Source organism: Xanthomonas sp. CFBP 8151, from assembly GCF_011761885.1.
Taxonomy (GTDB): Bacteria; Pseudomonadota; Gammaproteobacteria; order Xanthomonadales; family Xanthomonadaceae; genus Xanthomonas; species Xanthomonas arboricola_B.
Map to the genome: position 1 here is coordinate 1,801,878 of NZ_JAASQZ010000001.1, position 20,196 is coordinate 1,822,073.

16 protein-coding genes and 4 tRNA genes are annotated in these 20,196 nt (G+C 66.0%); 16 read left to right on the forward strand and 4 right to left on the reverse strand.

Going from position 1 to position 20,196, the window contains the following annotated elements; genetic code table 11:
* Nucleotides 1-2: 2 nt before the first annotated feature.
* The 11 genes from FHT08_RS07640 to FHT08_RS07690 all read left to right on the forward strand — a co-directional run bounded on the left by FHT08_RS07640 (nt 3) and on the right by FHT08_RS07690 (nt 8,996).
* Nucleotides 3-467 carry a biopolymer transporter ExbD gene (locus tag FHT08_RS07640; protein WP_166774724.1) on the forward strand — a complete coding sequence of 155 codons (465 nt, stop codon included), beginning with the start codon at nt 3-5 and terminating at the stop codon, nt 465-467.
* The gene (gene msbA / locus FHT08_RS07645) at nt 464-2,233 is read left to right on the forward strand and encodes a lipid A export permease/ATP-binding protein MsbA (RefSeq protein ID WP_166774725.1); all 1,770 of its coding nucleotides are present in this window, start codon (nt 464-466) and stop codon (nt 2,231-2,233) included. The genes FHT08_RS07640 and msbA overlap by 4 nt, the downstream gene beginning before the upstream one ends.
* Nucleotides 2,230-3,267: a tetraacyldisaccharide 4'-kinase gene (gene lpxK, locus FHT08_RS07650; protein ID WP_166774726.1), complete on the forward strand. Its 1,038-nt coding sequence runs from the start codon at nt 2,230-2,232 to the stop codon at nt 3,265-3,267. The genes msbA and lpxK overlap by 4 nt, the downstream gene beginning before the upstream one ends.
* Nucleotides 3,268-3,417: 150 nt before the next feature.
* On the forward strand, nt 3,418-4,197 hold the full coding sequence (gene kdsB / locus FHT08_RS07655) for a 3-deoxy-manno-octulosonate cytidylyltransferase (RefSeq protein WP_166774727.1): 780 nt from the start codon (nt 3,418-3,420) through the stop codon (nt 4,195-4,197).
* Nucleotides 4,194-4,658: a low molecular weight protein-tyrosine-phosphatase gene (locus tag FHT08_RS07660; protein ID WP_104537326.1), complete on the forward strand. Its 465-nt coding sequence runs from the start codon at nt 4,194-4,196 to the stop codon at nt 4,656-4,658. The genes kdsB and FHT08_RS07660 overlap by 4 nt, the downstream gene beginning before the upstream one ends.
* A 23-nt stretch (nt 4,659-4,681) precedes the next feature.
* Nucleotides 4,682-6,100, forward strand: coding sequence for a hypothetical protein (locus FHT08_RS07665; protein WP_166774728.1), 1,419 nt, complete (start codon nt 4,682-4,684; stop codon nt 6,098-6,100).
* Entirely contained in the window at nt 6,097-7,953 is a 1,857-nt protein-coding gene (uvrC, locus tag FHT08_RS07670; RefSeq protein ID WP_166774729.1) for an excinuclease ABC subunit UvrC, read from the forward strand. The genes FHT08_RS07665 and uvrC overlap by 4 nt, the downstream gene beginning before the upstream one ends.
* Nucleotides 7,953-8,585: a CDP-diacylglycerol--glycerol-3-phosphate 3-phosphatidyltransferase gene (gene pgsA / locus FHT08_RS07675; RefSeq protein WP_104537329.1), complete on the forward strand. Its 633-nt coding sequence runs from the start codon at nt 7,953-7,955 to the stop codon at nt 8,583-8,585. The genes uvrC and pgsA overlap by 1 nt, the downstream gene beginning before the upstream one ends.
* A gap of 36 nt (nt 8,586-8,621) precedes the next feature.
* Nucleotides 8,622-8,697, forward strand: a tRNA-Gly gene (locus FHT08_RS07680).
* A 68-nt stretch (nt 8,698-8,765) separates the two neighbouring features.
* Nucleotides 8,766-8,839 (forward strand) — tRNA-Cys (locus FHT08_RS07685).
* An 81-nt stretch (nt 8,840-8,920) separates the two neighbouring features.
* Nucleotides 8,921-8,996: transfer RNA gene (locus FHT08_RS07690), tRNA-Gly, on the forward strand.
* A 546-nt stretch (nt 8,997-9,542) separates the two neighbouring features.
* Here FHT08_RS07690 and FHT08_RS07695 read toward each other — a convergent pair.
* Nucleotides 9,543-9,626, reverse strand: a tRNA-Leu gene (locus FHT08_RS07695).
* Nucleotides 9,627-9,769: 143 nt separating this feature from the next.
* Between FHT08_RS07695 and FHT08_RS07700 the strand changes: the two genes are divergently transcribed.
* Nucleotides 9,770-11,062: a nucleotide sugar dehydrogenase gene (locus FHT08_RS07700; RefSeq protein WP_104537330.1), complete on the forward strand. Its 1,293-nt coding sequence runs from the start codon at nt 9,770-9,772 to the stop codon at nt 11,060-11,062.
* Here the strand turns inward: FHT08_RS07700 and FHT08_RS07705 are convergent.
* Complete coding sequence (locus tag FHT08_RS07705) at nt 11,046-12,305, reverse strand: TIGR03862 family flavoprotein (protein ID WP_104537331.1); 1,260 nt, start codon at nt 12,303-12,305, stop codon at nt 11,046-11,048. The two genes, FHT08_RS07700 and FHT08_RS07705, sit on opposite strands and share 17 nt — an antisense overlap.
* Before the next feature lie 11 nt (nt 12,306-12,316).
* On the reverse strand, nt 12,317-12,748 hold the full coding sequence (locus tag FHT08_RS07710; RefSeq protein WP_104537332.1) for an FKBP-type peptidyl-prolyl cis-trans isomerase: 432 nt from the start codon (nt 12,746-12,748) through the stop codon (nt 12,317-12,319).
* 61 nt (nt 12,749-12,809) lie between these two features.
* Between FHT08_RS07710 and FHT08_RS07715 the strand changes: the two genes are divergently transcribed.
* From FHT08_RS07715 to FHT08_RS07725, 3 genes are all read left to right on the forward strand, one after another.
* Nucleotides 12,810-13,175 (forward strand): DUF6164 family protein, encoded by a 366-nt coding sequence (locus FHT08_RS07715; RefSeq protein ID WP_104537333.1) that lies wholly within the window; start codon nt 12,810-12,812, stop codon nt 13,173-13,175.
* 35 nt (nt 13,176-13,210) lie between these two features.
* On the forward strand, nt 13,211-13,972 hold the full coding sequence (locus tag FHT08_RS07720; RefSeq protein WP_166774730.1) for a sulfurtransferase: 762 nt from the start codon (nt 13,211-13,213) through the stop codon (nt 13,970-13,972).
* A 210-nt stretch (nt 13,973-14,182) separates the two neighbouring features.
* Nucleotides 14,183-14,830, forward strand: coding sequence for a response regulator (locus FHT08_RS07725; RefSeq protein ID WP_016904564.1), 648 nt, complete (start codon nt 14,183-14,185; stop codon nt 14,828-14,830).
* Nucleotides 14,831-14,992: 162 nt separating this feature from the next.
* Here the strand turns inward: FHT08_RS07725 and FHT08_RS07730 are convergent, their stop codons facing one another.
* On the reverse strand, nt 14,993-18,739 hold the full coding sequence (locus tag FHT08_RS07730; RefSeq protein ID WP_166774793.1) for an Rne/Rng family ribonuclease: 3,747 nt from the start codon (nt 18,737-18,739) through the stop codon (nt 14,993-14,995).
* A gap of 410 nt (nt 18,740-19,149) precedes the next feature.
* Between FHT08_RS07730 and FHT08_RS07735 the strand changes: the two genes are divergently transcribed.
* On the forward strand, nt 19,150-20,136 hold the full coding sequence (locus tag FHT08_RS07735; protein ID WP_104604630.1) for an RluA family pseudouridine synthase: 987 nt from the start codon (nt 19,150-19,152) through the stop codon (nt 20,134-20,136).
* The last annotated feature ends 60 nt before the right edge of the window (nt 20,137-20,196 follow it).

Here is a 20,196-nt window from a genome sequence, read left to right on the forward strand (position 1 = left end):
GGATGCGCATCGGCAGTGACCGAGGCCAGGACGAGCCGCAGATCGATCTGGTGCCATTGATTGACGTGATCCTTGTCCTCATCATCTTTTTCGTGGTGACCACGACCTTCGACGCACGCTCCACGCTGCAGCTGCAGCTGCCGACCGCCAGCGACCAACACAGCAGCGCGCCGCCACGTTCGTTGAGCGTGCTGGTCAATGCCGATGGGCGTTACTTCATCAACGACCAGGAAGTGCTGCGTTCGGACGTGGACGCGCTCAAGCAGACCATCGCCCAGCTCGCTGGCGACGACCGCGAGCAGACAGTGTTGCTGCGCGCCGATGCGCGTACGCCGTATCAAGCGGTAGTGACCGCGCAGGATGCATTGGGGCAACTCGGCTTCCGCCGGATCGCGATCGCCACAGCGCCTCAAGCCGGGGTGACACCTACGACCGGCCAGACACGCACTAACGGAACCCGCCAGTGACCACCTCCAACGACCGCCCGGCGCCAGTTTCGTCCTGGCGCACGTACCGTCGCCTGCTGGCCTTCGCCAAGCCGTATCGCCTGTTGCTGGTCGCCGCGCTGATTGCCGCGCTGATCGAAGCGGCGGGCACGACCGGCTTCCTGGCGTTGATGAAGCCGATCACCGACGAAACCTTCATCTACAAGAATGCCGAAGTCAGTCGCTGGCTGCCGGTGCAGATCATCCTGTTGTTCGTGGTGCGCGGGGTCGCCGGCTACATCACCGATATGGCGATGGGCAAATCCGCACGCAGCATCGCGCGCGACCTGCGCGTCAAAGTGATGTCCAAGTATCTGCGCCTGCCGGGATCGCGCTTCGATTCCGAGCCGGTGCCGTCGATGCTGATCCGCCTGGGCTCGGATTCGGACCAGGTGGCGCAGGCGGCGGTGGATGCGGTCAAGGTGATGATCCAGCAGTCGCTGCAGGTGATCGGTGCGCTGGCGCTGATGCTGTGGCATAGCTGGCAGGTCACGCTGACCATCCTGGTGCTGGCGCCGGTGCTGGCCTGGGTGATGGACAAGGTGGCGCGGCGCTACCGGCGCATCAGCCACAGCATCCAGGAAAGTGGCGCGCATCTGCTGCAGGCGGCCGACCAGACCCTGTCCAGTCATCAGGAGGTCAAGATCTACGGCGCCCAGCAGACCGAAATGGAGCGCTACGGCGCACTGGCCGACCGCAATCTGCGTCTGGCGATGAAGGTCGAATCCACGCGTGGCATCTCCACCGCCACGGTGCAGATGATCGGCGCGATCGGTCTGTCGGCGCTGCTGTTCGTGGCCGGTGCCCAGGCGCTGGCCGGGCGGCTGACCGCCGGCGACTTCGTGGTGCTGATGACCTCGATGCTGACCATCATTCCGGGCCTCAAGCAGCTCACCAACGTGCAGAACATGGTGCAGCGCGGCCTGGCCTCGGCCGAGCGCCTGTTCTCGGTGCTGGACAGCCCCGATGAGCCCGATCTGGGCGCGGCGCCGCTGACGCGCGCCAAGGGCCTGATCGAATTCCGCGATGTCACTGCGCGTTATCCGGGCCAGGTGAATCCCGCCCTGGCCGAGGTCAGTTTCGTGGCGCAACCGGGCACGGTGACCGCCATCGTCGGGCGCTCCGGCAGCGGCAAGTCCAGCCTGATCAAGTTGATTCCGCGCTTCTACGAAGCGGAAGCCGGGCAGATCCTGCTCGACGGACATCCGGTGCAGGCGTACGCGCTGGCCGATCTGCGTCGGCAGATCGCGCTGGTGGGCCAGCAGGTGATGCTGTTCGACGGCAGCATCGCCGACAACGTCGCCTACGGCGAAATGCGCACTGCCGACGCCGGCCAGCTGGAACGCGCCATCCTGGGCGCCAACGCGATGGAGTTCGTTGCGCAACTGCCCGACGGCCTGCAGTCGCATGTGGGCACCAAGGGGGGGCGCCTGTCCGGTGGCCAGCGCCAGCGTCTGGCGATCGCGCGCGCGATGCTCAAGGACGCGCCGATCCTGATCCTGGACGAAGCCACCGCAGCGTTGGACAACGAATCCGAACGCCTGGTGCAGGACGCCTTGCACAAATTGATGCCGGACCGTACCACGCTGGTGATCGCGCACCGCCTGTCCACCATCGAGCATGCCGACCAGGTGCTGGTGATGGATCAGGGCCGTATCGTCGAGCGCGGCACGCATCACCAATTGCTGGAGCAGGGCGGCTTGTACTCGCACCTGCACGGCATGCAGTTTCGCGAACGTCAGGCATGAGCAAGCGCGGAACCCGCACGCCGGGTTACTGGTACGACAATGCACCGATCCCGCTGTCGGCGCGCCTGCTGGCGCCGGTCTACGGCGCTGCCATCGCGCTGCGACGCGCCCTGTATCGCCGCGGCTGGCGCAAGCGTCACGGCGTGCCGGTGCCGGTGATCGTGGTGGGCAACGTCACTGCCGGGGGCACCGGCAAGACGCCGTTGACGATTGCCCTGGTCGCCAAGTTGCAGGAGGCCGGTTGGACGCCCGGCGTCGCCAGTCGCGGGTATGGCCGTGACGAATCAGGCACGCCACGCTGGGTCGAGGCGGACACGCCTGTCGCGCTCGGCGGCGACGAGCCGGTCCTGATCGCCTGGAAGACCGGCGCACGCGTGCGCGTGGACAGCGATCGCCTGGCCGCGGCGCGCGCCCTGGTCGAAGCGGGCTGCGACATCGTCATTTGCGACGACGGGCTGCAGCACTACCGGCTGGCCCGCGATGTCGAGATCGAAGTCGTCGATGGCCAGCGCCGCTACGGCAACGGGCGCCTGTTGCCGGCCGGGCCGCTGCGTGAACCAGCGGCGCGTGCACGCGACTGCGATTTCCGCGTGGTCAATCTGGGACAGGCCAGCGCAGCAGCGACGCCATCCGGGCCCGATGACGCCGGATTCGGTGAATGGCAGATGCGCCTGAGCATCGACAGCGTGCAACCGATGGATGGCAAGCGCGCTCAACCATTGAGCAGGCTGGCCGGTCAACGCGTGCATGCGGTGGCCGGGATCGCGCACCCGGAACGCTTCTTCGCGATGCTGCGCGCGCGCGGCATCGGCGTGGTGCCGCATGCGTTCCCCGATCACCACGTCTATCGCGCGGCGGATTTCAGTTTCGGCAGCCGCCTGCCGGTGCTGATGACGGAAAAAGACGCGGTGAAGTGCCGGCCGTTCGCCGACGAGTGGCTGTACAGCGTGCCGCTCAAGGCAGAGTTGCCGGCGGCGTTCTGGGTGAGCCTGCTGGATCGACTGGACAAGTTGGCAAGCCGGCAGGGCGTTTGAACGCTGCGCCGGTAGTGGTGATCTGCGGCCTGGTTGCAGGGTCCTTGCCCACCCACCGTCGCGGGACCTTTCGCTCAATCACACAACGACATCATGCGATTCGGTTATCTCGTTCTCTTCAACTCTTCCTGCTTTCCAGAGCGCGCACGCATGACCACCTCAACGCCTGCAGATTTCGTCGTCGCCATTCCCGCGCGATACGCCTCAACGCGCTTGCCGGGCAAGCCGCTGCAACTGATCGGCGATCGCCCGATGATTCAGCATGTCGCTGAGCGGGCGCTGCTGGCCGGTGCGCGCGAGGTCTGGGTGGCCACCGACGATGCGCGCATTGCCGAGGTGATCGGAGGCGTGTCCGGCGTGCACGTGGCGACGACCAGCGACGAACACATATCGGGGACCGATCGGCTTGCCGAATGCGCACGGATCGCCGGCTGGGAGGCCGACACCTGCGTGGTGAACCTGCAGGGCGACGAGCCGTTCGCGCCCGCAGCCGGTATCCGTGCGGTGGCCGAACTGCTGCTGCACTCCGGCGCCGAAATGGCCACGCTGGCCGCGCAGGTCGACAGCGCGCACGAGCTGTTCGATCCGAATGTGGTCAAGCTGGTGCGTAGCGCAGGTGGCGACGCCTTGTATTTCAGCCGCGCGCCGATTCCCTGGCATCGCGACAGCTTTGCCAGTCAGCGCGACAGCTTGCCCGGTGATGGGCAATGGTTGCGCCATATCGGAATCTACGCCTACCGCGCAGGGTTTCTGCAGCGCTTTGCCGCAATGCCGTCCGGCATGCTGGAGCGTATCGAGTCGCTGGAACAATTGCGCGTGATGGAGGCCGGCTACCGCATCGCGGTAGCGTTGACGCCCGAACAGTTCCCGCCGGGCATCGATACGCCGGACGATCTGGCGCGCGCGCAAACGCGCGCGGCAGCGGCATGAGGGTACTGATCGTGTGCCTGGGCAATATTTGCCGCTCGCCGATGGGCGAGGGCGCCTTGCGTGCGCGGCTGGACGCGGCACGGTTGTCGCGCCGGATCGAGGTCGATTCGGCCGGCACCGGCGACTGGCATGCCGGCGATCCACCCGATCCGCGCGCAATTGGCTGTGCAAACGGCCATGGCGTTGACATCTCCGGATTGCGCGCTCGCCAGGTGCGTGCCGCAGACGTCGAACACTTCGACTGGCTGCTATGCGCCGATGCCAGCAATCTGCGCGATCTGCAACGCCTCGCCCCGGCGCCGCTGCGCGACCGGATCGCGCTGTGGCTGCCCTGGGCGGGAGTGGAAGAGCGCGACGACATCCCCGACCCTTATAGCGGGGGCATGGATGATTTCGAGAGGGCCTGGCAGCTGGTCGATACCGCTGCGCGCCAGACCGTGGCCAGACTCACCCGCGGCTAATCGGGCTTGGGCATAATTACGCCATGACTGCCCAGCTCACCCAGGAATTGCCGGAATTTCCTACCTGGCTCAATGCCAGGCCATCCACCCTGCAGGAGCATCGCGGGCGGGCGCTGGTGCTGGCATTCGTCAACGCCAGCTCGGTGTGGTGCGCCGAGCGCCTGGCCGAGCTGGCGCATTGGCAGGCACGCAGCCCCGGCCGGCTGCAGGTGATCGTGGTGCAGGTGCCGCGCTTCGACAGCGAACGCGAGCCGCAACGTGCGCTCAAGCAGCTCCGCGGTCATGGTGTCAGTGCGCCCATTTTGCTCGACAGGGATTGGGAGAGCTGGCGTCGTTTCGGCGTCGAATCCTGGCCCACGCTGGTGCTGCTCGATGCCTATGGCCGTGAACGTCAGCGTCTGGTCGGGGTGACCGGCGATCTCGACAAGGCGCTGGTCGCACTGTGCGAAGGCCAGCAGCCGCCATCGGATGCCGATCTCCAGGCGGTGGTCGAGCGCGATCCCGAGCCGCGCCTGGAGCTGCGGTTTCCAACCGGTCTTGCCGCCACCGAGGACCGTCTGTACATCGCCGACACCGGACATCACCGCGTGCTCGAATGCACGCATGGCGGCCGCGTGCTGCGCCAGTTCGGCCATGGCAACGCGGACTTCATCGATGGTGGCGTCGGTGAAGCGGCGTTCCGGCGCCCGCAAGGCCTAGCGCTGGAGCGTGACCAGCTGTATGTCGCCGACACCGGCAATCATGCCCTGCGCCGCATCAACCTGCGCAGCGGGCAGGTCGACACCTTGTGCGGCACCGGTCGTTCCGGCGAGCCGGTCGAGGGGTCGCTGGCATTCGCCGGCGCCTCGGCGTTGAACTACCCGCAAGGCCTGGCCGTTGCCGACAATCAGGTGTTGATCGCCATGGCAGGCGACAACCGCATCTGGAGCTATCACCTGGGCAGCGCCGCACTGAGCGCGCTCGCCGGTACCGGCGCGCTCGAGATTCGCGACGGCAGCGGGCATCTGGCCGCGTTCGCGCAGCCGGCCGGATTGGCAGCAGTGCAGCAGGTGGCCTACATCTGCGATGGCCTGGGCTCGTCGATCCGCACCATGCAATTGCGCGGCGATCTGGTACAGACCCTGGTCGGCGGCCAGGGCACCTGGCAGTTCGGCGACGAGGACGGCCCGCGCGGCACTGCGCGCCTGCAGTTTCCGCAAGCCATCGCGCTGGCTGCCGAGTCGCCGGTGCTGTGGATTGCCGACACCGGCAACGGCCGCCTGCGCTGCCTGCGTCTGGGCGGCGGCGAACTGACCACGGTCGCGCTGCCACGTCGCCTGCATGGCCCGGCCGGACTGGCGGTCGCCGCCGGTGCGGTGTGGATTGCCGAGACCGATGCCCATGCCGTGCTGCGCTATGACCTGGCGAGCGGCGAACTGCGCGATGTTTCGATAGAAGCATGAACGCAAGGCTCCAATCCGATTTCGATGGAAAAGCGTTTGCTGCGCAATTGAGCACCGCGCCCGGCGTCTACCGCATGTACGCGGGCGACGACACCCTGCTGTATGTCGGCAAGGCCGGTGCGTTGCGCAAGCGCGTGGGCAGCTATTTCAACGGCACACCGAAGAATGCGCGTCTGACCTCGATGCTGTCGCAAGTCGCGCGGATGGACGTCACCGTGACCCGCAGCGAAGCCGAAGCGCTGCTGTTGGAAAACCAGCTGATCAAGTCGCTGTCGCCGCGCTACAACGTGTCGCTGCGCGACGACAAGAGTTATCCCTACGTGCTGCTGACGCGCGAGCAGTGGCCGCGCATCGCCTTGCACCGTGGCCCGCGCGCCGTGCAGGGGCGCTACTTCGGCCCGTACACCGGCGTTACCGGCGTGCGCGAAACGCTGAGCCTGATGCACAAGCTGTTCAAGCTGCGCAGTTGCGAAGACAGCGTGTTCCGCAACCGCTCGCGGCCGTGCCTGCAATACCAGATCGGCCGCTGCAGCGCGCCCTGCGTGGAGCTGGTCGCCGCGCCCGACTACGCCGAATCGGTACGCCGCGCCACCATGTTTCTGGAAGGCAAGAGCGACCAGCTCGGCGAAGAGATCATGCAGTCGATGCAGCAGGCCAGCGAGGCGCTGGAATTCGAGCGTGCCGCACGCCTGCGCGATCTGCTGTCCTCGCTGCGCAGCATGCAGAACCGCCAGTACGTGGACGGCCGCGCGGCGGATCTGGACGTGCTGGCCTGCGCCACGCAAGCCAGTCAGGCCTGTGTGCTGCTGCTGAGTTTCCGCGACGGCCGCAACCTGGGCACGCGCTCGTTCTTTCCCAAGACCAATGGCGAAGACAGCGCTGCCGAAATCCTGGCTGCGTTCGTGTCGCAGTACTACGCAGAACATTCGCCGCCGCGCGAGATCCTGCTCGATCGGGAAATTCCCGATGCTGAGCTGATTGAAGCCGCACTCGGCACCGCCGCCGAATACAAGGTGACGTTGAAGTGGAACGTGCGCGGCGAGCGTGCCGGCTATCTGCTGCTGGCGACACGCAATGCACAGCTGACCCTGGTCACCGAACTCACCAGCCAGAGCGCGCAGCACGCACGCAGCGAGGCATTGCGCGAGATGCTAGGGCTGGCAGAGCAGGTCAGGCGGGTGGAGTGCTTCGACATCAGCCACACCATGGGCGAGGCGACGGTGGCCTCGTGCGTGGTGTTCGATGCCAACGGGCCGGTGCGCGGCCAATACCGACGCTTCAATATTTCCGGGATCACGCCGGGAGACGACTACGCCGCAATGCGCCAGGCCATCGAACGACGTTTTCGACGCGCGGTGGAAGAAAACGGCGTGCTGCCGGATGTGTTGCTGATCGACGGCGGCGCCGGTCAGCTGACGCAGGCAAAGGGGGCGCTGGCAGATCTGGGCATCGAGAATGTGCTGCTGGTCGGCGTGGCCAAGGGCGAGGAGCGCAGGGCAGGGCACGAGGCGCTGATCATGGCCGACGGCCGCGAACTGCGCCCGGGCGCGGCATCGCCGGCACTGCAGTTCATCCAGCAGGTGCGCGACGAAGCGCACCGCTTTGCGATCACCGGTCACCGCGGGCGCCGCCAGAAGGCGCGCATGACCAGCAAGCTGGAGGATATCCCCGGCATCGGTCCGCGCCGGCGCGCGAGCCTGCTCAAGCATTTCGGTGGCCTGGTCGGGCTCAAGGCCGCCGGCGAGGCCGAGATTGCGCGGGTGGAGGGCGTCAATGCCGCACTTGCCGCGCGAATCTACGCTAACCTGCACGGGCTGGCGCTTCCCGATGCGGCAGGCGAGTCGAGTCCGTAATGAAGTTGACCATCCCCACGTGGCTGACACTGCTGAGGATCGTGATGATCCCGGTGTTGGTCGTGGTGTTCTACCTGCCGTACACCTGGACCAATTTCGCCTCCGCCGGTGTGTTCGCGCTGGCCGCCATCACCGACTGGCTGGACGGCTGGGTCGCGCGGCGTTATCACCAGTATTCGGCCTTCGGCGCATTCCTGGACCCGGTGGCCGACAAGTTGATGGTTGCAGTGGCATTGTTCCTGATCGTACAGGGCCACCCCACACCGTGGATGGCGTTCTGGGCGGCGGTCATCGTCGGCCGCGAAATCGCAGTGTCGGCGTTGCGGGAATGGATGGCCGAAATCGGCCAGCGTGCCAAGGTACGGGTGGCGGTGATCGGCAAGGTCAAGACCACCGCACAGATGGTCGCGCTGCTCTGCCTGCTGTATTCGGTGACGCCGGGGCAGATGCCCACACACCAAATCTGGTTCGGCAACCTGATCTTCCGCGCCGGTTACTGGACGCTGGCGATCGCCGCATTGCTGACGCTGTGGTCCGGATTCCAGTACCTGCAGGCCGCCTGGCCGAGCCTGCGCGCCGACGAAAAAGCCGCGATCACCAGCAAACCGAAAAAAGTCGAAAGCAATAGTTGACAGCGATGCTGTTCGCTGTAGAATTTCGCCTCCCAAGCGGGAATAGCTCAGTTGGTAGAGCGCAACCTTGCCAAGGTTGAGGTCGCGAGTTCGAGTCTCGTTTCCCGCTCCAGATGTAGACAAGGCCCCTTGCCGGAGGTCTCGTTGTTTCAAGGCAGGATGCCTTGGGTTTGATGTTTCGGCCTGGTGGTAGAGTGGTTATGCAGCGGACTGCAAATCCGCGTACGCCGGTTCAATTCCGGCCCAGGCCTCCACATTGCATGCGTTGTTTCATGCGTCGGCAACGGCGACAGGACTGGCGCAACGAAGTAACAAGCTGTACAATTTTGCTCCACGCGGGAATAGCTCAGTTGGTAGAGCGCAACCTTGCCAAGGTTGAGGTCGCGAGTTCGAGTCTCGTTTCCCGCTCCAAATTCAAACCTCGTATATCTAGCGATATACGAGGTTTTTTTATGGGTCGATGCTGCTGTCTGACGTTGCTCTTGAAGGCAAGTGCTTGTTTTCTTCCCGCTGACGCTGGACCGCGTACCTGGCGCGATTGTTCAGTGCGCTGAATGCGCCGTTTCTGCCGCAGGCAAGATCGCATCGTTGCGCGGGGCAATGTGTTGGTACTGCGATCAATGCTGTTAGGAGACATTGCAAAAGCCGAGTGCCTGCATTCGCTATGCGAGGAGGGGCGTGCCGCTCCATCTTGGTTAGACCAGGTCTTGGTGTCACCGTCGACATCACCCGTAGCGTTGATGCCTGATCCGCCCGCGGCCCTCCACCTCAGCCTTTGATGCATTGACGGTTGCGGTGATGTACGAAGCGGAGGATTTGCCTGAGGACGCGCCACGCATTTGCAATACACGAGGCAGAAGCGGCATGGATCGCCATGCGAGATAGTTGCGACGGCGTAGCGCGCGAGACTTGTTGGCGCGTTGGTGGCGTTGCGCGACTTGCAGCGCCGTGAGAACGTGCCCGGGGCGGGAATCGAACCCGCATAGCCTTGCAGCTGAGGGATTTTAAGTCCCTTGCGTCTACCAGTTTCGCCACCCGGGCATTGCGATAGCGTGCCTGATTACGCACCGATTGTGAATCGCTGCGTCGCAGGCCTGCCGCACTGATGGCCGGATGGCTGCCTGCGCTATGCTCCCACCGCGCAGGCGCGCAGCAACCGGCTGCGCACGATTGAAGGAAGCCGCATGTCCCGCACCACGCTACTCGCTCCGCTGCAGGCCCGCATCGCCGTGATTGGGTTGGGCTATGTCGGCTTACCGCTGGCCGTTGCATTCGGCGAGCAACGCGATACGTTGGGCTTTGACATCGATGCGCAGCGGGTCGGGCAACTGTGCGACGGCCACGACGCCACGCTGGAGCTGGACGACACCGAGCTGGCTGCCGCCACCCGGTTGCGCTACACCGCGAACGCTGCGGACCTGGCTACATGCAGCATCTTCATCGTCACCGTGCCGACGCCGATCGACAGCTTCGAGCAGCCCGACCTGGAACCGCTGCGCGGTGCCACCACGCTGATCGCCGCTGCGCTCAAGCCCGGCGACCTGGTGATCTACGAATCCACCGTCTATCCGGGCACCACCGAAGAAGTCTGCGTGCCCTTGCTCGAAGCCGCATCGGGGCTGCGTTTCAACGACGACTTCTTCTGTGGCTACAGCCCCGAGCGTGTCAATCCGGGTGACCGCCAGCGGCGTTTGCGCGATATCCGCAAGATCACGTCAGGCTCCACCGCAGAAGCCGCCGATGCGGTCGACGCGTTGTACACCAGCATCATCACCGCCGGCACCTGGCGGGCGCCGTCGATGCGCGTGGCCGAGGCCGCCAAGGTGGTGGAAAACATCCAGCGCGACGTCAATATCGCGCTGGTCAACGAGCTGGCCTTGATCTTCGACAAGCTGGGCATCGACACGCTGGATGTGCTGGAGGCTGCCGGAACCAAGTGGAATTTCCTGCCGTTCCGTCCCGGCCTGGTCGGTGGTCACTGCATCGGGGTGGATCCGTATTACCTGATGCACAAGTCCGAAAGCGTGGGCTATCACCCGGACCTGATCCACACCGCGCGCCAGGTCAACAACCGCGTCGGCCGGCACGTGGCCGAGCGCGTCTGCGGCATGCTGGCCACGCGTGGCGTGGTGCTCGCGCAGGCCAGGGTGCTGGTGCTGGGCGCCACCTTCAAGGAGAACTGCCCGGACCTGCGCAACAGCCGAGCGCTGGAGCTGGTGCAGCTGCTGCAAGCCGCGGGCGTGCAGGTCGACACCTGCGACCCGTGGGCCGACCCTGCAGAAGCGCTGCATCATGCCGGCGTGCAGTTGTGCGAGGTTGCGGACGAAGGCGCGTATGACGCCGTTGTGCTGGCAGTCGCGCATGCGCAGTACCGCGACTACGACACCCGGCGCATCGCAGCCCTGGGCAAACCGGGTGCGGTGATTTACGACGTCAAATCGGTGTGGCCGCGCGAGGCGGTCAGCGATCGTCTGTAGCGCGGCCGTTCTGCTGCAACCACTGCACCGCGCCATGCGCGGCGCGTAATCCGCTGGCGAAGCAGGCGGTCAGCAGATAGCCGCCGGTCGGCGCTTCCCAGTCGAGCATCTCGCCGGCGCAGAACACGCCAGGCTGGGAGCGCGCCATCAGCTGCGCATCCAGCGCCTCCAGCTGCACGCCACCGGCCGAGCTGATCGCCTCGGCAAGCGGTCGCGCCCGCAACAGGCGTAACGGCAAGCGTTTGAGCGTACGCGCCAGCAGCGCGAGATCGCTGCCCGCCTGTTTGCCGAGATGTTCGTAGAGCAAGGCGGCCTTGACGCCGTCGATACCCACCTGCCGGCGCAGATGCTCGCTGAAACTGCGTCCCTTGCGCGGTTTTTCCAGTTCGGCGCTGACGCGTTCCAGCGAGCGTCCCGGAAGCAGGTCCAGGCCAAGCTCTGCGACGCCATCGGCATCGATCTGCGCGCGCAGATCCGCAGCCAGCGCATAGATCAGGCTGCCCTCGATGCCGGTGGACGTCGCAACGCACTCGCCCTGCAACTGCTGCGGTGTGCCGCTGCCATCCTGCCAGTGCGCGACCACGGGCTTGAGCGGCGCACCGGCATGCCGCTGCACAAAATGCGTGCTCCAGGCGATGTCGAAGCCGCAGTTGGCCGGCACCAGCGGCGCCACCGCAATGCCGCGTTCCTGCAGCACGCCTTGCCAGAGACCATCGGAGCCGAGCTGCGGCCAGCTGCCGCCACCGAGCGCCAGCACCACGGCATCTGCGGTGCGTTCGACATCACCGGTGGGCGAATGGAAACGCAGCGCACCGTCATCGCCCCAGCCAAGCCAGCGATGCTGCACATGAAACGCGACGCCTTGTTCCTTGAGTCGGCGCACCCAGCCGCGCAGCAGCGGCGCGGCCTTGCGATCCATCGGGAACACGCGCCCCGAGCTGCCGACATAGGTCTCCACGCCGAGATCGCGCGCCCAGGCGCGCAGCGCGTCCGCATCGAACTGCTGCAGCCACGATGCGACGGCCTCGCTGCGCTCGCGATAGCGCTGCGCAAACAACGGCATCGGATCGGAGTGGGTGAGGTTCAAGCCACCCTTGCCGGCGATCAGGAACTTGCGCCCCACCGAACCTTTGGCTTCGTACAGGTCGACCGCAAGGCCCGCCGCACATGCCGCCTCTGCCGCCATCAGCCCGGCCGGCCCACCACCGATGACGGCCAGCCGCCGCTTGCTCGCATCCGTCATTGCTCAGACCTTCAGCGCGGCTGCACGCCGAGCAATTCCACATCGAACACCAGCGATGCGCCGGGCGGGATCACCCCGCCTGCGCCATTGTCGCCATAGCCGTACGCGGGCGGAATCATCAAGCTGCGCTTGCCGCCCACGCGCATGCCGGCCACGCCTTCGTCCCAGCCGCGGATCACCTGATGGCCGCCCAGCACGAACTGGAACGGCTCGGCGCGGTCGAGCGAGCTGTCGAACTTCTTGCCGTGCTTGTCGGCGGCTTTTTCGTCGTACAGCCAGCCGGTGTAGTGCACGGTGACCATCGCGCCCGCTGTGGCTTCGGCACCGGTGCCGACCTTGCGGTCGATTCGCTCGAACGTGGCGATGGTGCCGCCGGACGGCGGCAGGGCAGGCGCACAGCCCGCGAGCAGCAGGGCAGCACAAAGCGTCAACAGAAGGCGCATGGGGTGGTCCAGCAAAGAGAGTGCGCCATTATCGCACCTGGCTCCCGGTATCATCGCGCCCATGGCCAAGCTGCTGCTCAATCTGCGCAATGTTCCCGATGACGAAGCCGACGAGGTGCGGGCGCTGATGCGCGAGCATCTGGTGCAGATCTACGAAACCCGGCCCAGCAACTGGGGCATCTCCGCCGGCGGTATCTGGCTCAGCGACGATGCCGATTACCCGCGCGCCAAGGCGCTGATGGACGCGTATCAGGCCCGGCGTGGCGCCCTCGCGCGAGCGCAACACCGGGATGCGCTCGCTGCCGGCACGGCCGAAACCTTCGGCGCGCTGCTGCGCAAGCGGCCGCTGTTCGTGATCGCCACGTTGGTCGGCATGCTGGTTGTCGCCTCGCTGGTCCTGTTGCCGTTCCTGCTGTTGCGCGGCTGATCGCACCTGCGGCCGCATCGGCTTAAAATGGCCGCATGATCACCAATACCGCTGCCTACCAATTCGTCACCATCCAGGACCCGCAGTCGCTCGCCGACAGCGTCCTGGCACACGCCGGGCAGCAAGCCTTAAAAGGATCGGTGCTGGTGGCCGAAGAGGGGATCAACCTGTTTCTGGCCGGCGAAGCCGAGCAGATCGACGCCTTCTATGCGTGGCTGCAGGCCGATGCGCGCTTTGCGCAGATGCGCGTCAAGTACAGCCTGAGCGCGCTGCAGCCGTTCGCGCGGCTCAAGGTGAAGGTCAAGCCGGAGATCATCAGCTTTCGCCGCGACGATGCCTCGCCGCTGCAGAGCCGTGCGCCGGCGGTGACGCCTGCCACGCTGCGCGAATGGATACGGGCAGGGCACGACGATCGTGGCCGCCCGCTGGTGCTGCTGGACACGCGCAATGCCCAGGAAGTGGCGTACGGCACGTTCCAGGGAGCGTTGACGCTGCCGATCGACAAGTTCACCGACCTGCCGGCTGCGCTGGAAGCACATCGCGCGGCGTTGGCCGACGCCACCGTGGTGAGCTTCTGCACCGGAGGCATTCGTTGCGAGAAAGCTGCGCTATGGATGCAGGCCGATGGCATGTACAACGTGCTGCAGCTCGAGGGCGGCATCCTCGGCTATTTCGAAGAAGTCGGCGGCGAAGGCTACGACGGCCGCTGCTTCGTGTTCGACGAACGCGTTGCACTGGATGCGCAATTGCGGCCGTTGGTGGACGGCGCGCCCAGTACCGAAGCAGGAAAAATCTGACCGAGCGCGCGTGAATTGCCCGATGTTCGCGTATCTGGAGCGCTCGCATCATCCGGTCATGCCGCGATAGCGCATCCAATGCCTACCACGACACGTGGCAGCAGGGTGCTTTCGCGCTCTGACTCAGACGTAATACGTTGCATCGAGCTTGCCCTGAATTATTCACGGAGATAGGCTGCACCAGCCAGCCGCACAGCGAGGACAACAAGGATGACCATCAGAGTTTTTCTGATCGACGATCATGCACTAGTGCGTACCGGCATGAAGATGATCCTGTCCAAGGAAGTGGACATCGATGTGGTGGGAGAAGCGGAGAGCGGGGAGGCGGCCTTGCCGCAAATTCGTCAGCTCAAGCCCGAGATCGTGCTGTGCGATCTGCACCTGCCAGGTGTCAGCGGTCTGGAGATCACCGAGCGCATCGTCAAAGGCGATTACGGCACCCGCGTCATCATCGTGTCGGTGCTGGAAGATGGCCCATTGCCCAAGCGCCTGCTCGAAGCCGGCGCATCGGGGTATGTCGGCAAGGGCGGCGATGCGCAGGAGTTGCTGCGCGCAGTGCGCGAAGTCGCACTGGGCCGGCGCTATCTCGGCAACACCATTGCGCAGAATCTGGCCCTGTCCAACCTGGAAGGGGGCAGCTCGCCCTTCGACGCGCTATCGCCGCGCGAGCTCGAAGTGGCGCTGTTGCTGACCCAGGGCTTGCGCCAGGAAGATATCGCTAAACGCCTGAACCTCAGTGCCAAGACCATCAACACGCACAAGGCGCGCCTGTTCGAGAAGGTCGGTATCCAGGACAACATCGCATTGGCGCGTCTGGCCAATCAGTACGGCCTGACCGATCCGGCGCGCACTTTGTAAGCCACGCCCTCGGGTTCGATCTTGCAGATGCAGCAGTCAGAACCTGGTCATCTAGTATCGGCATGACACTGCCGCACACAAAAACAAGGCGGCCCGAAGGCCGCCTTGTTTGACACTACCCGCCTGGATTCACGCAGGCGGGTTCAACCGGCTAGACAACGATCAGTGATCGCCACGCGGCTTGTTGGTGTCGTCCTGCTGCTCCTGCGCGTCATCGCCATTGCGCGCTGCATCTGCCGGCTTCGTTGCCTCGGACACGACGACCGTCGGCTTCGGCTTGTCGGCAGTCTGCTCGTTGGCGTCTGCAGACAGCGCGGGCGCGACCGCTGCCGGCCGCTCAGGCGCCTTGTACGGCACCGGCGCTTCGGCCTGCGGCGGTGTCGCAGCCGTAGTCGCTGCTGTTGCGTCGGCCGGAGCGAATGCGTCAAGCAGCGTGGTCTGCACAGGGGCGTAGGGCTTGCGTGCCGGCGCAGCGTCGGCAGACGGCGAGGTCTGCGGCACCGTGGCGGTGGACGTCGCAGCAACATCGGCTGCCGGGCTTGCCGGCGCTGACCGCTCGGCATGCGGCGGCTTGGATGTCACGACGTCCGCCTGCGCGCTGGACGGCGCAGCAGCGAGCGGCGTGGGCACACTGACGGCTGCCGGCGCTGCGTCGGTTTTCACCGTATCAGCTTGCGTTGCCGCCGCGGCGGCAACCGGTGCTGCCTGTTCCTGCCGAGCAACTGCAGGCGCTGCAATGTCGGCGGATGCCGACGGCACCGGCGCTGATTGCACAGCCGGCTCGGGCGAACGCGCGGCCGAAGGAGCAGCACGCTCGACCGGCCGAGCTGCAGGAGCCGCGGCTGGCGTTGCGACCGGAGCAGAGGCAGCAACCGGTGTAGAGGCAGCGGATGGAGCCGCAGCGGCAACCGGCGCCTGAGCCGGCGAGGTGGCCGATTGCTGCGCAACATCCGGAGCCTGAGGCGCTTGCGAAGCAGTCGGCGCAGCGGCAGAAGCCTGCGCAGTCGCTGCCGATGCAGCTGGCGCCGTGTTGCTGGCCGATGCGGTGGTTGCAACTGGTGCCGAAGAAGCCGCCGGTGATACATCGCCGCGTGCCTGCTCGACTGCAGTGACTGCCGGAGTCGCAGCCTGCTGCTCGAACGACGGGGTGGCATTGGAAACCGGCGCCGTGGTCGACGTCGTGTCGGCCGCCAGCGGCGCTTCCGCCCGTTCCTTCGGCACCGGGCGCGGCTTCACTGCGGCCCGGGTGCTGGATTCCGGCTTGGCGCGTGCCGATACCGCAGGCGTGCTCGCGTCGTCGTCGAAGTCGAACTCCGGTTGACCGGCGCGCGGGGCAGCCGACGTGTGGGCTTGCGCACCGGCATCGTCGCTCTCGTTGTCGCCATCGAGATCGCTCTCGGCATCGCCGTCCAGATCGTCCGTCTCCAGACCATCGACGCCAGTCCCGCCTTCACCGTTTGCACCAGCGCCGCGACGACGACGACGGCCACCGCGACGACCGCGACGACGACGGCTGCCGCCTTCGCCATTTGCCGCATCATCGCCTGCTGCCTCCGGCGCCTGACCCTCAGCATTTGCGTCGGTACCGCGATCGGCCTGTGACTCGGTCACGATGACCTCGACCGGGTGTGCCGGAGTGACCGCAGCTGCCGCAGCCGGCGTTGCCGGTGCTGCGGTGTCGGCAATCGCCGCGACCACGGTTGCAGTCGTTGCGGTTGAAGCGGTGGACGTCAGCGTCTGTGCCGAGGCAGTTCCTTCTTCCTGACGCGTAGGGCGCTGCTGCCGCTCGGACGGCGCGCCGTCCTGCGGCTGGGCAGCTGCACGCGGCGGGCGCGGTGGCTGGTTCTGCGGCTTCTGCTTCTGCTGCTGGGCCTGCTGCGGCTGCTTGGCTTGTTGCTGTGCCTCGCTGCGCGGCGGCTTGGGCACCTGCACCTGCTGCGCCTGACCGCCGTTTTGCGCAGCCTGCCCATTGGCCGGCTGGCGACGCTCGTCACGACGCTCCTTGTTGGCGCCATTGCCGTTGCCGCCATTGCCGCGGTGCTGATTGCCGCCGTTGCCACCATTGCGGGCATCACGGCCGTCGCGACGCTGGCCGCCGCGATCGCTACGCTCGTTGCGGTTGCTGCGGCCGGCATCGTTCTGACGCGGACGCTGGGTCGACTCGGGCGCAGGCGCAACCGGCTCGACGCCACCGAAGATGCGCTTCAGCCAGCCGACCACGCCGGTCACCGGCGCGGGAAGCGGCAGTGGCGCGACCGGAGCCGGTGCAGGTGCTGCTGCGGCGACCGGGGCAGGGGCCTCTTCCCGCAGCGGAGCCGGCTGGCTGGGCTTGATCGAGGTCACTGCCGGCGCAGCGGGGATGTTCAACTGTGCCTTGGTCAGCGCATGCACCGGCAACTTGCGCGGGGTGCCGCGCTGGTAGCTCGGCTTGCCGCTGTCTTCGCCCAGCTCGTTCTCACGCAGACGCGTGACTTCGTAGTGCGGGGTGTGCAGCTGTTCGTCGGCGACGATGATGATCGGCGACTCGTGGCGCTGTTCGATCTCACGCAGCGCGCTGCGCTTTTCGTTGAGCAGATAGTTGGCGATCTCCACCGGGGCCTGGACCAGCACCTGTCCGGTGTTTTCCTTCATGGCGTGCTCTTCGGCCACGCGGATGATCGACAGCGACAGCGACTCGACGCTGCGCATGCGGCCATGGCCATCGCAACGCGGGCACACGATCTGGCTGGATTCGCCCAGGCTCGGACGCAGACGCTGGCGGCTCATTTCCATCAGGCCGAAGCGCGAGATGCGGCCCAGCTGCACGCGTGCGCGGTCGTACTTGAGCGCGTTCTGCAGTTTGTTTTCGACTTCGCGCTGGTGCTTGGTCGAGGCCATGTCGATGAAGTCGATCACCACCAGGCCGCCCAGGTCGCGCAGGCGCAGCTGGCGGGCCACTTCCTCGGCCGCTTCCAGATTGGTCTGGAAGGCGGTTTCTTCGATGTCGCTGCCCTTGGTGGCGCGCGAGGAGTTCACGTCCACGGCGGTCAGCGCTTCGGTCTGGTCGACCACGATCGAGCCGCCCGACGGCAGACGCACGTTGCGCTCGTAGGCGCCTTCGATCTGCGATTCGATCTGGAAGCGGTTAAACAACGGGATGTCGTCGGTGTAGTGCTTGAGCTTGCGCAGGCTCTGCGGCATCACCTGCTGCATGAACTCCTGGGCGTCGGCATACAGCTCCGGCGTGTCGACCAGGATTTCGCCGATGTCGGCGCGCAGGTAGTCGCGCAGGGCGCGGATGATCAGGCGCGATTCCTGGTAGATCAGGAACGCGGCCGGCTTGCTCAGCGCCGCCTCGGCGATCGCCTTCCAGGTCTGCAGCAGATAGTCCAGATCCCACTGCAGTTCTTCGGCGTCACGGCCGACACCGGCGGTGCGGATGATCACGCCCATGTCGTCGGGGATGTCGAGCTTGTCCAGCGCTTCCTTCAGCGCGGCACGGTCCTCGCCTTCGATCCGGCGCGAGACGCCACCGGCGCTGGGCGAATTGGGCATCAGCACCATGTAGCGGCCGGCCAGCGAGATGAACGTGGTCAGGGCGGCGCCCTTGTTGCCACGTTCTTCCTTGTCGACCTGCACCACGATTTCCTGACCCTCGCGAAGTAGCTCGCGGATGGTCGACTTGTTGTGGTCGACGCCAGCCTGGAAATAATCGCGGGAGATTTCCTTCAGCGGCAGGAAGCCATGGCGCTCGGCGCCATAGTCCACGAACGCCGCCTCCAGGGAGGGCTCGAGCCGGGTGATACGGCCCTTGTAGATGTTGGACTTCTTTTGTTCCTTGGACGGCTGTTCGATGTCGATGTCGTACAGGGTCTGGCCGTCCACAATCGCCACGCGCAGCTCTTCGGCCTGCGTTGCGTTGATCAGCATTCGCTTCATTGTTGCGTTCCTCTCGCGCTCTACCGCGCGGAACGCCGTGACGTTTCGCCTCTGGAACAGCTTGTCGGCCCTTCGCGCAACGCGCGGACAGGCCTGACCAGGGTTTCCAGCGCTACAACACCACGGCAGGCCGCGGGAGCGCTTGTCTTAAGTTTTATAGGTGTTTCAGGGCCGGCAGCCGCGTCCGGACGGACCGGGGCAGCGCACGGGACATGTTCAGCGCGACGGTTGGAAACCGCCGGCGATGGCCGGGTAGGCCGGTGAGCCGCTAACATGGCCGCCCCGGGGGCGGTGGTCGCGCACTGTGCCGGAATCATCGGAAGGCAGGCTTCTGGCCAATCAACTTCCAACGAAATCAAACCCTTATCTCGCTCGCCGAGTGTAACAGAATAAAGAGCCGGATGACCGACCACCAGCCCCCCAAGCCGCCCACCGACCGTGTGGGTGTGCGCATTCTCAAAGTTCCGGAAGACCGTGCTGGGCAGCGGCTGGACAATTTCCTGCTCGGTCAGCTCAAGGGCGCGCCGCGCAGCCTGATCTACAAGCTGGTGCGCAGCGGCCAGGTGCGGGTGAATGGCGGGCGGGCCAAGGCCGAGCGCAAGCTCGAGGGCGGCGAGGAAGTGCGGATTCCGCCGGTGCGCGTTGCCGAAGAGGGCGACAAGGCGGCGCCACCGTCGTCGTTCCTGGCGCGGCTGGAAGCGGCAATCGTGTTCGAAGACGCGCGCCTGCTGGCGCTCAACAAACCGTCCGGAGTCGCCAGCCATGGCGGCAGCGGGATCAGCTTCGGCGCCATCGAAACCCTGCGCGCCCTGCGACCGAACCAGACCCTGGAACTGGTGCACCGGCTCGACCGCGATACCTCCGGCCTGCTGATCGTGGCGAAGAAACGTTCGGCGCTGACCGAACTGCAGGCCTTGATGCGGGAGGACGACCGTGTCGACGGTCGCGGCATCACCAAGCGCTATCTGACCCTGCTGGTCGGCCGCATGCCGGACGGCGTAATGACGGTCGATGCGCCGCTGCATATCGGGCTGCGCCAGGGCGGCGAGCGGCATGTGCAGGTCAATGCGATCGGCAAGCCCTCGCTGAGCCACTTCAAGCTGCTGGAGCGACGCGGCGGGCACTCCTATTGCGAAGTCCGCATCGAAACCGGCCGCACCCACCAGATCCGCGTGCACGCCCAGCACCTGGGGCACCCGGTGGCTGGCGACGACAAGTATGGCGAAGCGGAGGTCAACAAGCGCCTGCGCGACCAGCTCGGCCTGAAGCGCCTGTTCCTGCACGCCGCTTCGCTGGAATTCACGCTGGATGCCGGCAAGACGCCCTATGTGCTGAGCGCACCGCTGGCGCCGGAGCTGGCCGAGGCATTGGACCGGCTGGGGCGCTAAGGCCGCCGTTGCGCTGCGGCGACGCTTCCATTCCGATTGAAGCCGCCAGGACGTTGCCGG

Excerpts from the sequence above, each read along its gene's own strand:
- FHT08_RS07700 (WP_104537330.1), top strand. The coding sequence starts at position 9,770 with ATGTCCCGCACCACGCTACTCGCTCCGCTGCAGGCCCGCATCGCCGTG.
- FHT08_RS07720 (WP_166774730.1), top strand. The coding sequence starts at position 13,211 with ATGATCACCAATACCGCTGCCTACCAATTCGTCACCATCCAGGACCCG.
- FHT08_RS07660 (WP_104537326.1), top strand. The coding sequence starts at position 4,194 with ATGAGGGTACTGATCGTGTGCCTGGGCAATATTTGCCGCTCGCCGATG.
- FHT08_RS07735 (WP_104604630.1), top strand. The coding sequence starts at position 19,150 with ATGACCGACCACCAGCCCCCCAAGCCGCCCACCGACCGTGTGGGTGTG.
- FHT08_RS07710 (WP_104537332.1), bottom strand. The coding sequence starts at position 12,748 with ATGCGCCTTCTGTTGACGCTTTGTGCTGCCCTGCTGCTCGCGGGCTGT.
- FHT08_RS07725 (WP_016904564.1), top strand. The coding sequence starts at position 14,183 with ATGACCATCAGAGTTTTTCTGATCGACGATCATGCACTAGTGCGTACC.
- FHT08_RS07665 (WP_166774728.1), top strand. The coding sequence starts at position 4,682 with ATGACTGCCCAGCTCACCCAGGAATTGCCGGAATTTCCTACCTGGCTC.
- pgsA (WP_104537329.1), top strand. The coding sequence starts at position 7,953 with ATGAAGTTGACCATCCCCACGTGGCTGACACTGCTGAGGATCGTGATG.
- kdsB (WP_166774727.1), top strand. The coding sequence starts at position 3,418 with ATGACCACCTCAACGCCTGCAGATTTCGTCGTCGCCATTCCCGCGCGA.
- FHT08_RS07730 (WP_166774793.1), bottom strand. The coding sequence starts at position 18,739 with ATGCTGATCAACGCAACGCAGGCCGAAGAGCTGCGCGTGGCGATTGTG.
- FHT08_RS07640 (WP_166774724.1), top strand. The coding sequence starts at position 3 with ATGCGCATCGGCAGTGACCGAGGCCAGGACGAGCCGCAGATCGATCTG.
- FHT08_RS07715 (WP_104537333.1), top strand. The coding sequence starts at position 12,810 with ATGGCCAAGCTGCTGCTCAATCTGCGCAATGTTCCCGATGACGAAGCC.
- uvrC (WP_166774729.1), top strand. The coding sequence starts at position 6,097 with ATGAACGCAAGGCTCCAATCCGATTTCGATGGAAAAGCGTTTGCTGCG.
- FHT08_RS07705 (WP_104537331.1), bottom strand. The coding sequence starts at position 12,305 with ATGACGGATGCGAGCAAGCGGCGGCTGGCCGTCATCGGTGGTGGGCCG.
- lpxK (WP_166774726.1), top strand. The coding sequence starts at position 2,230 with ATGAGCAAGCGCGGAACCCGCACGCCGGGTTACTGGTACGACAATGCA.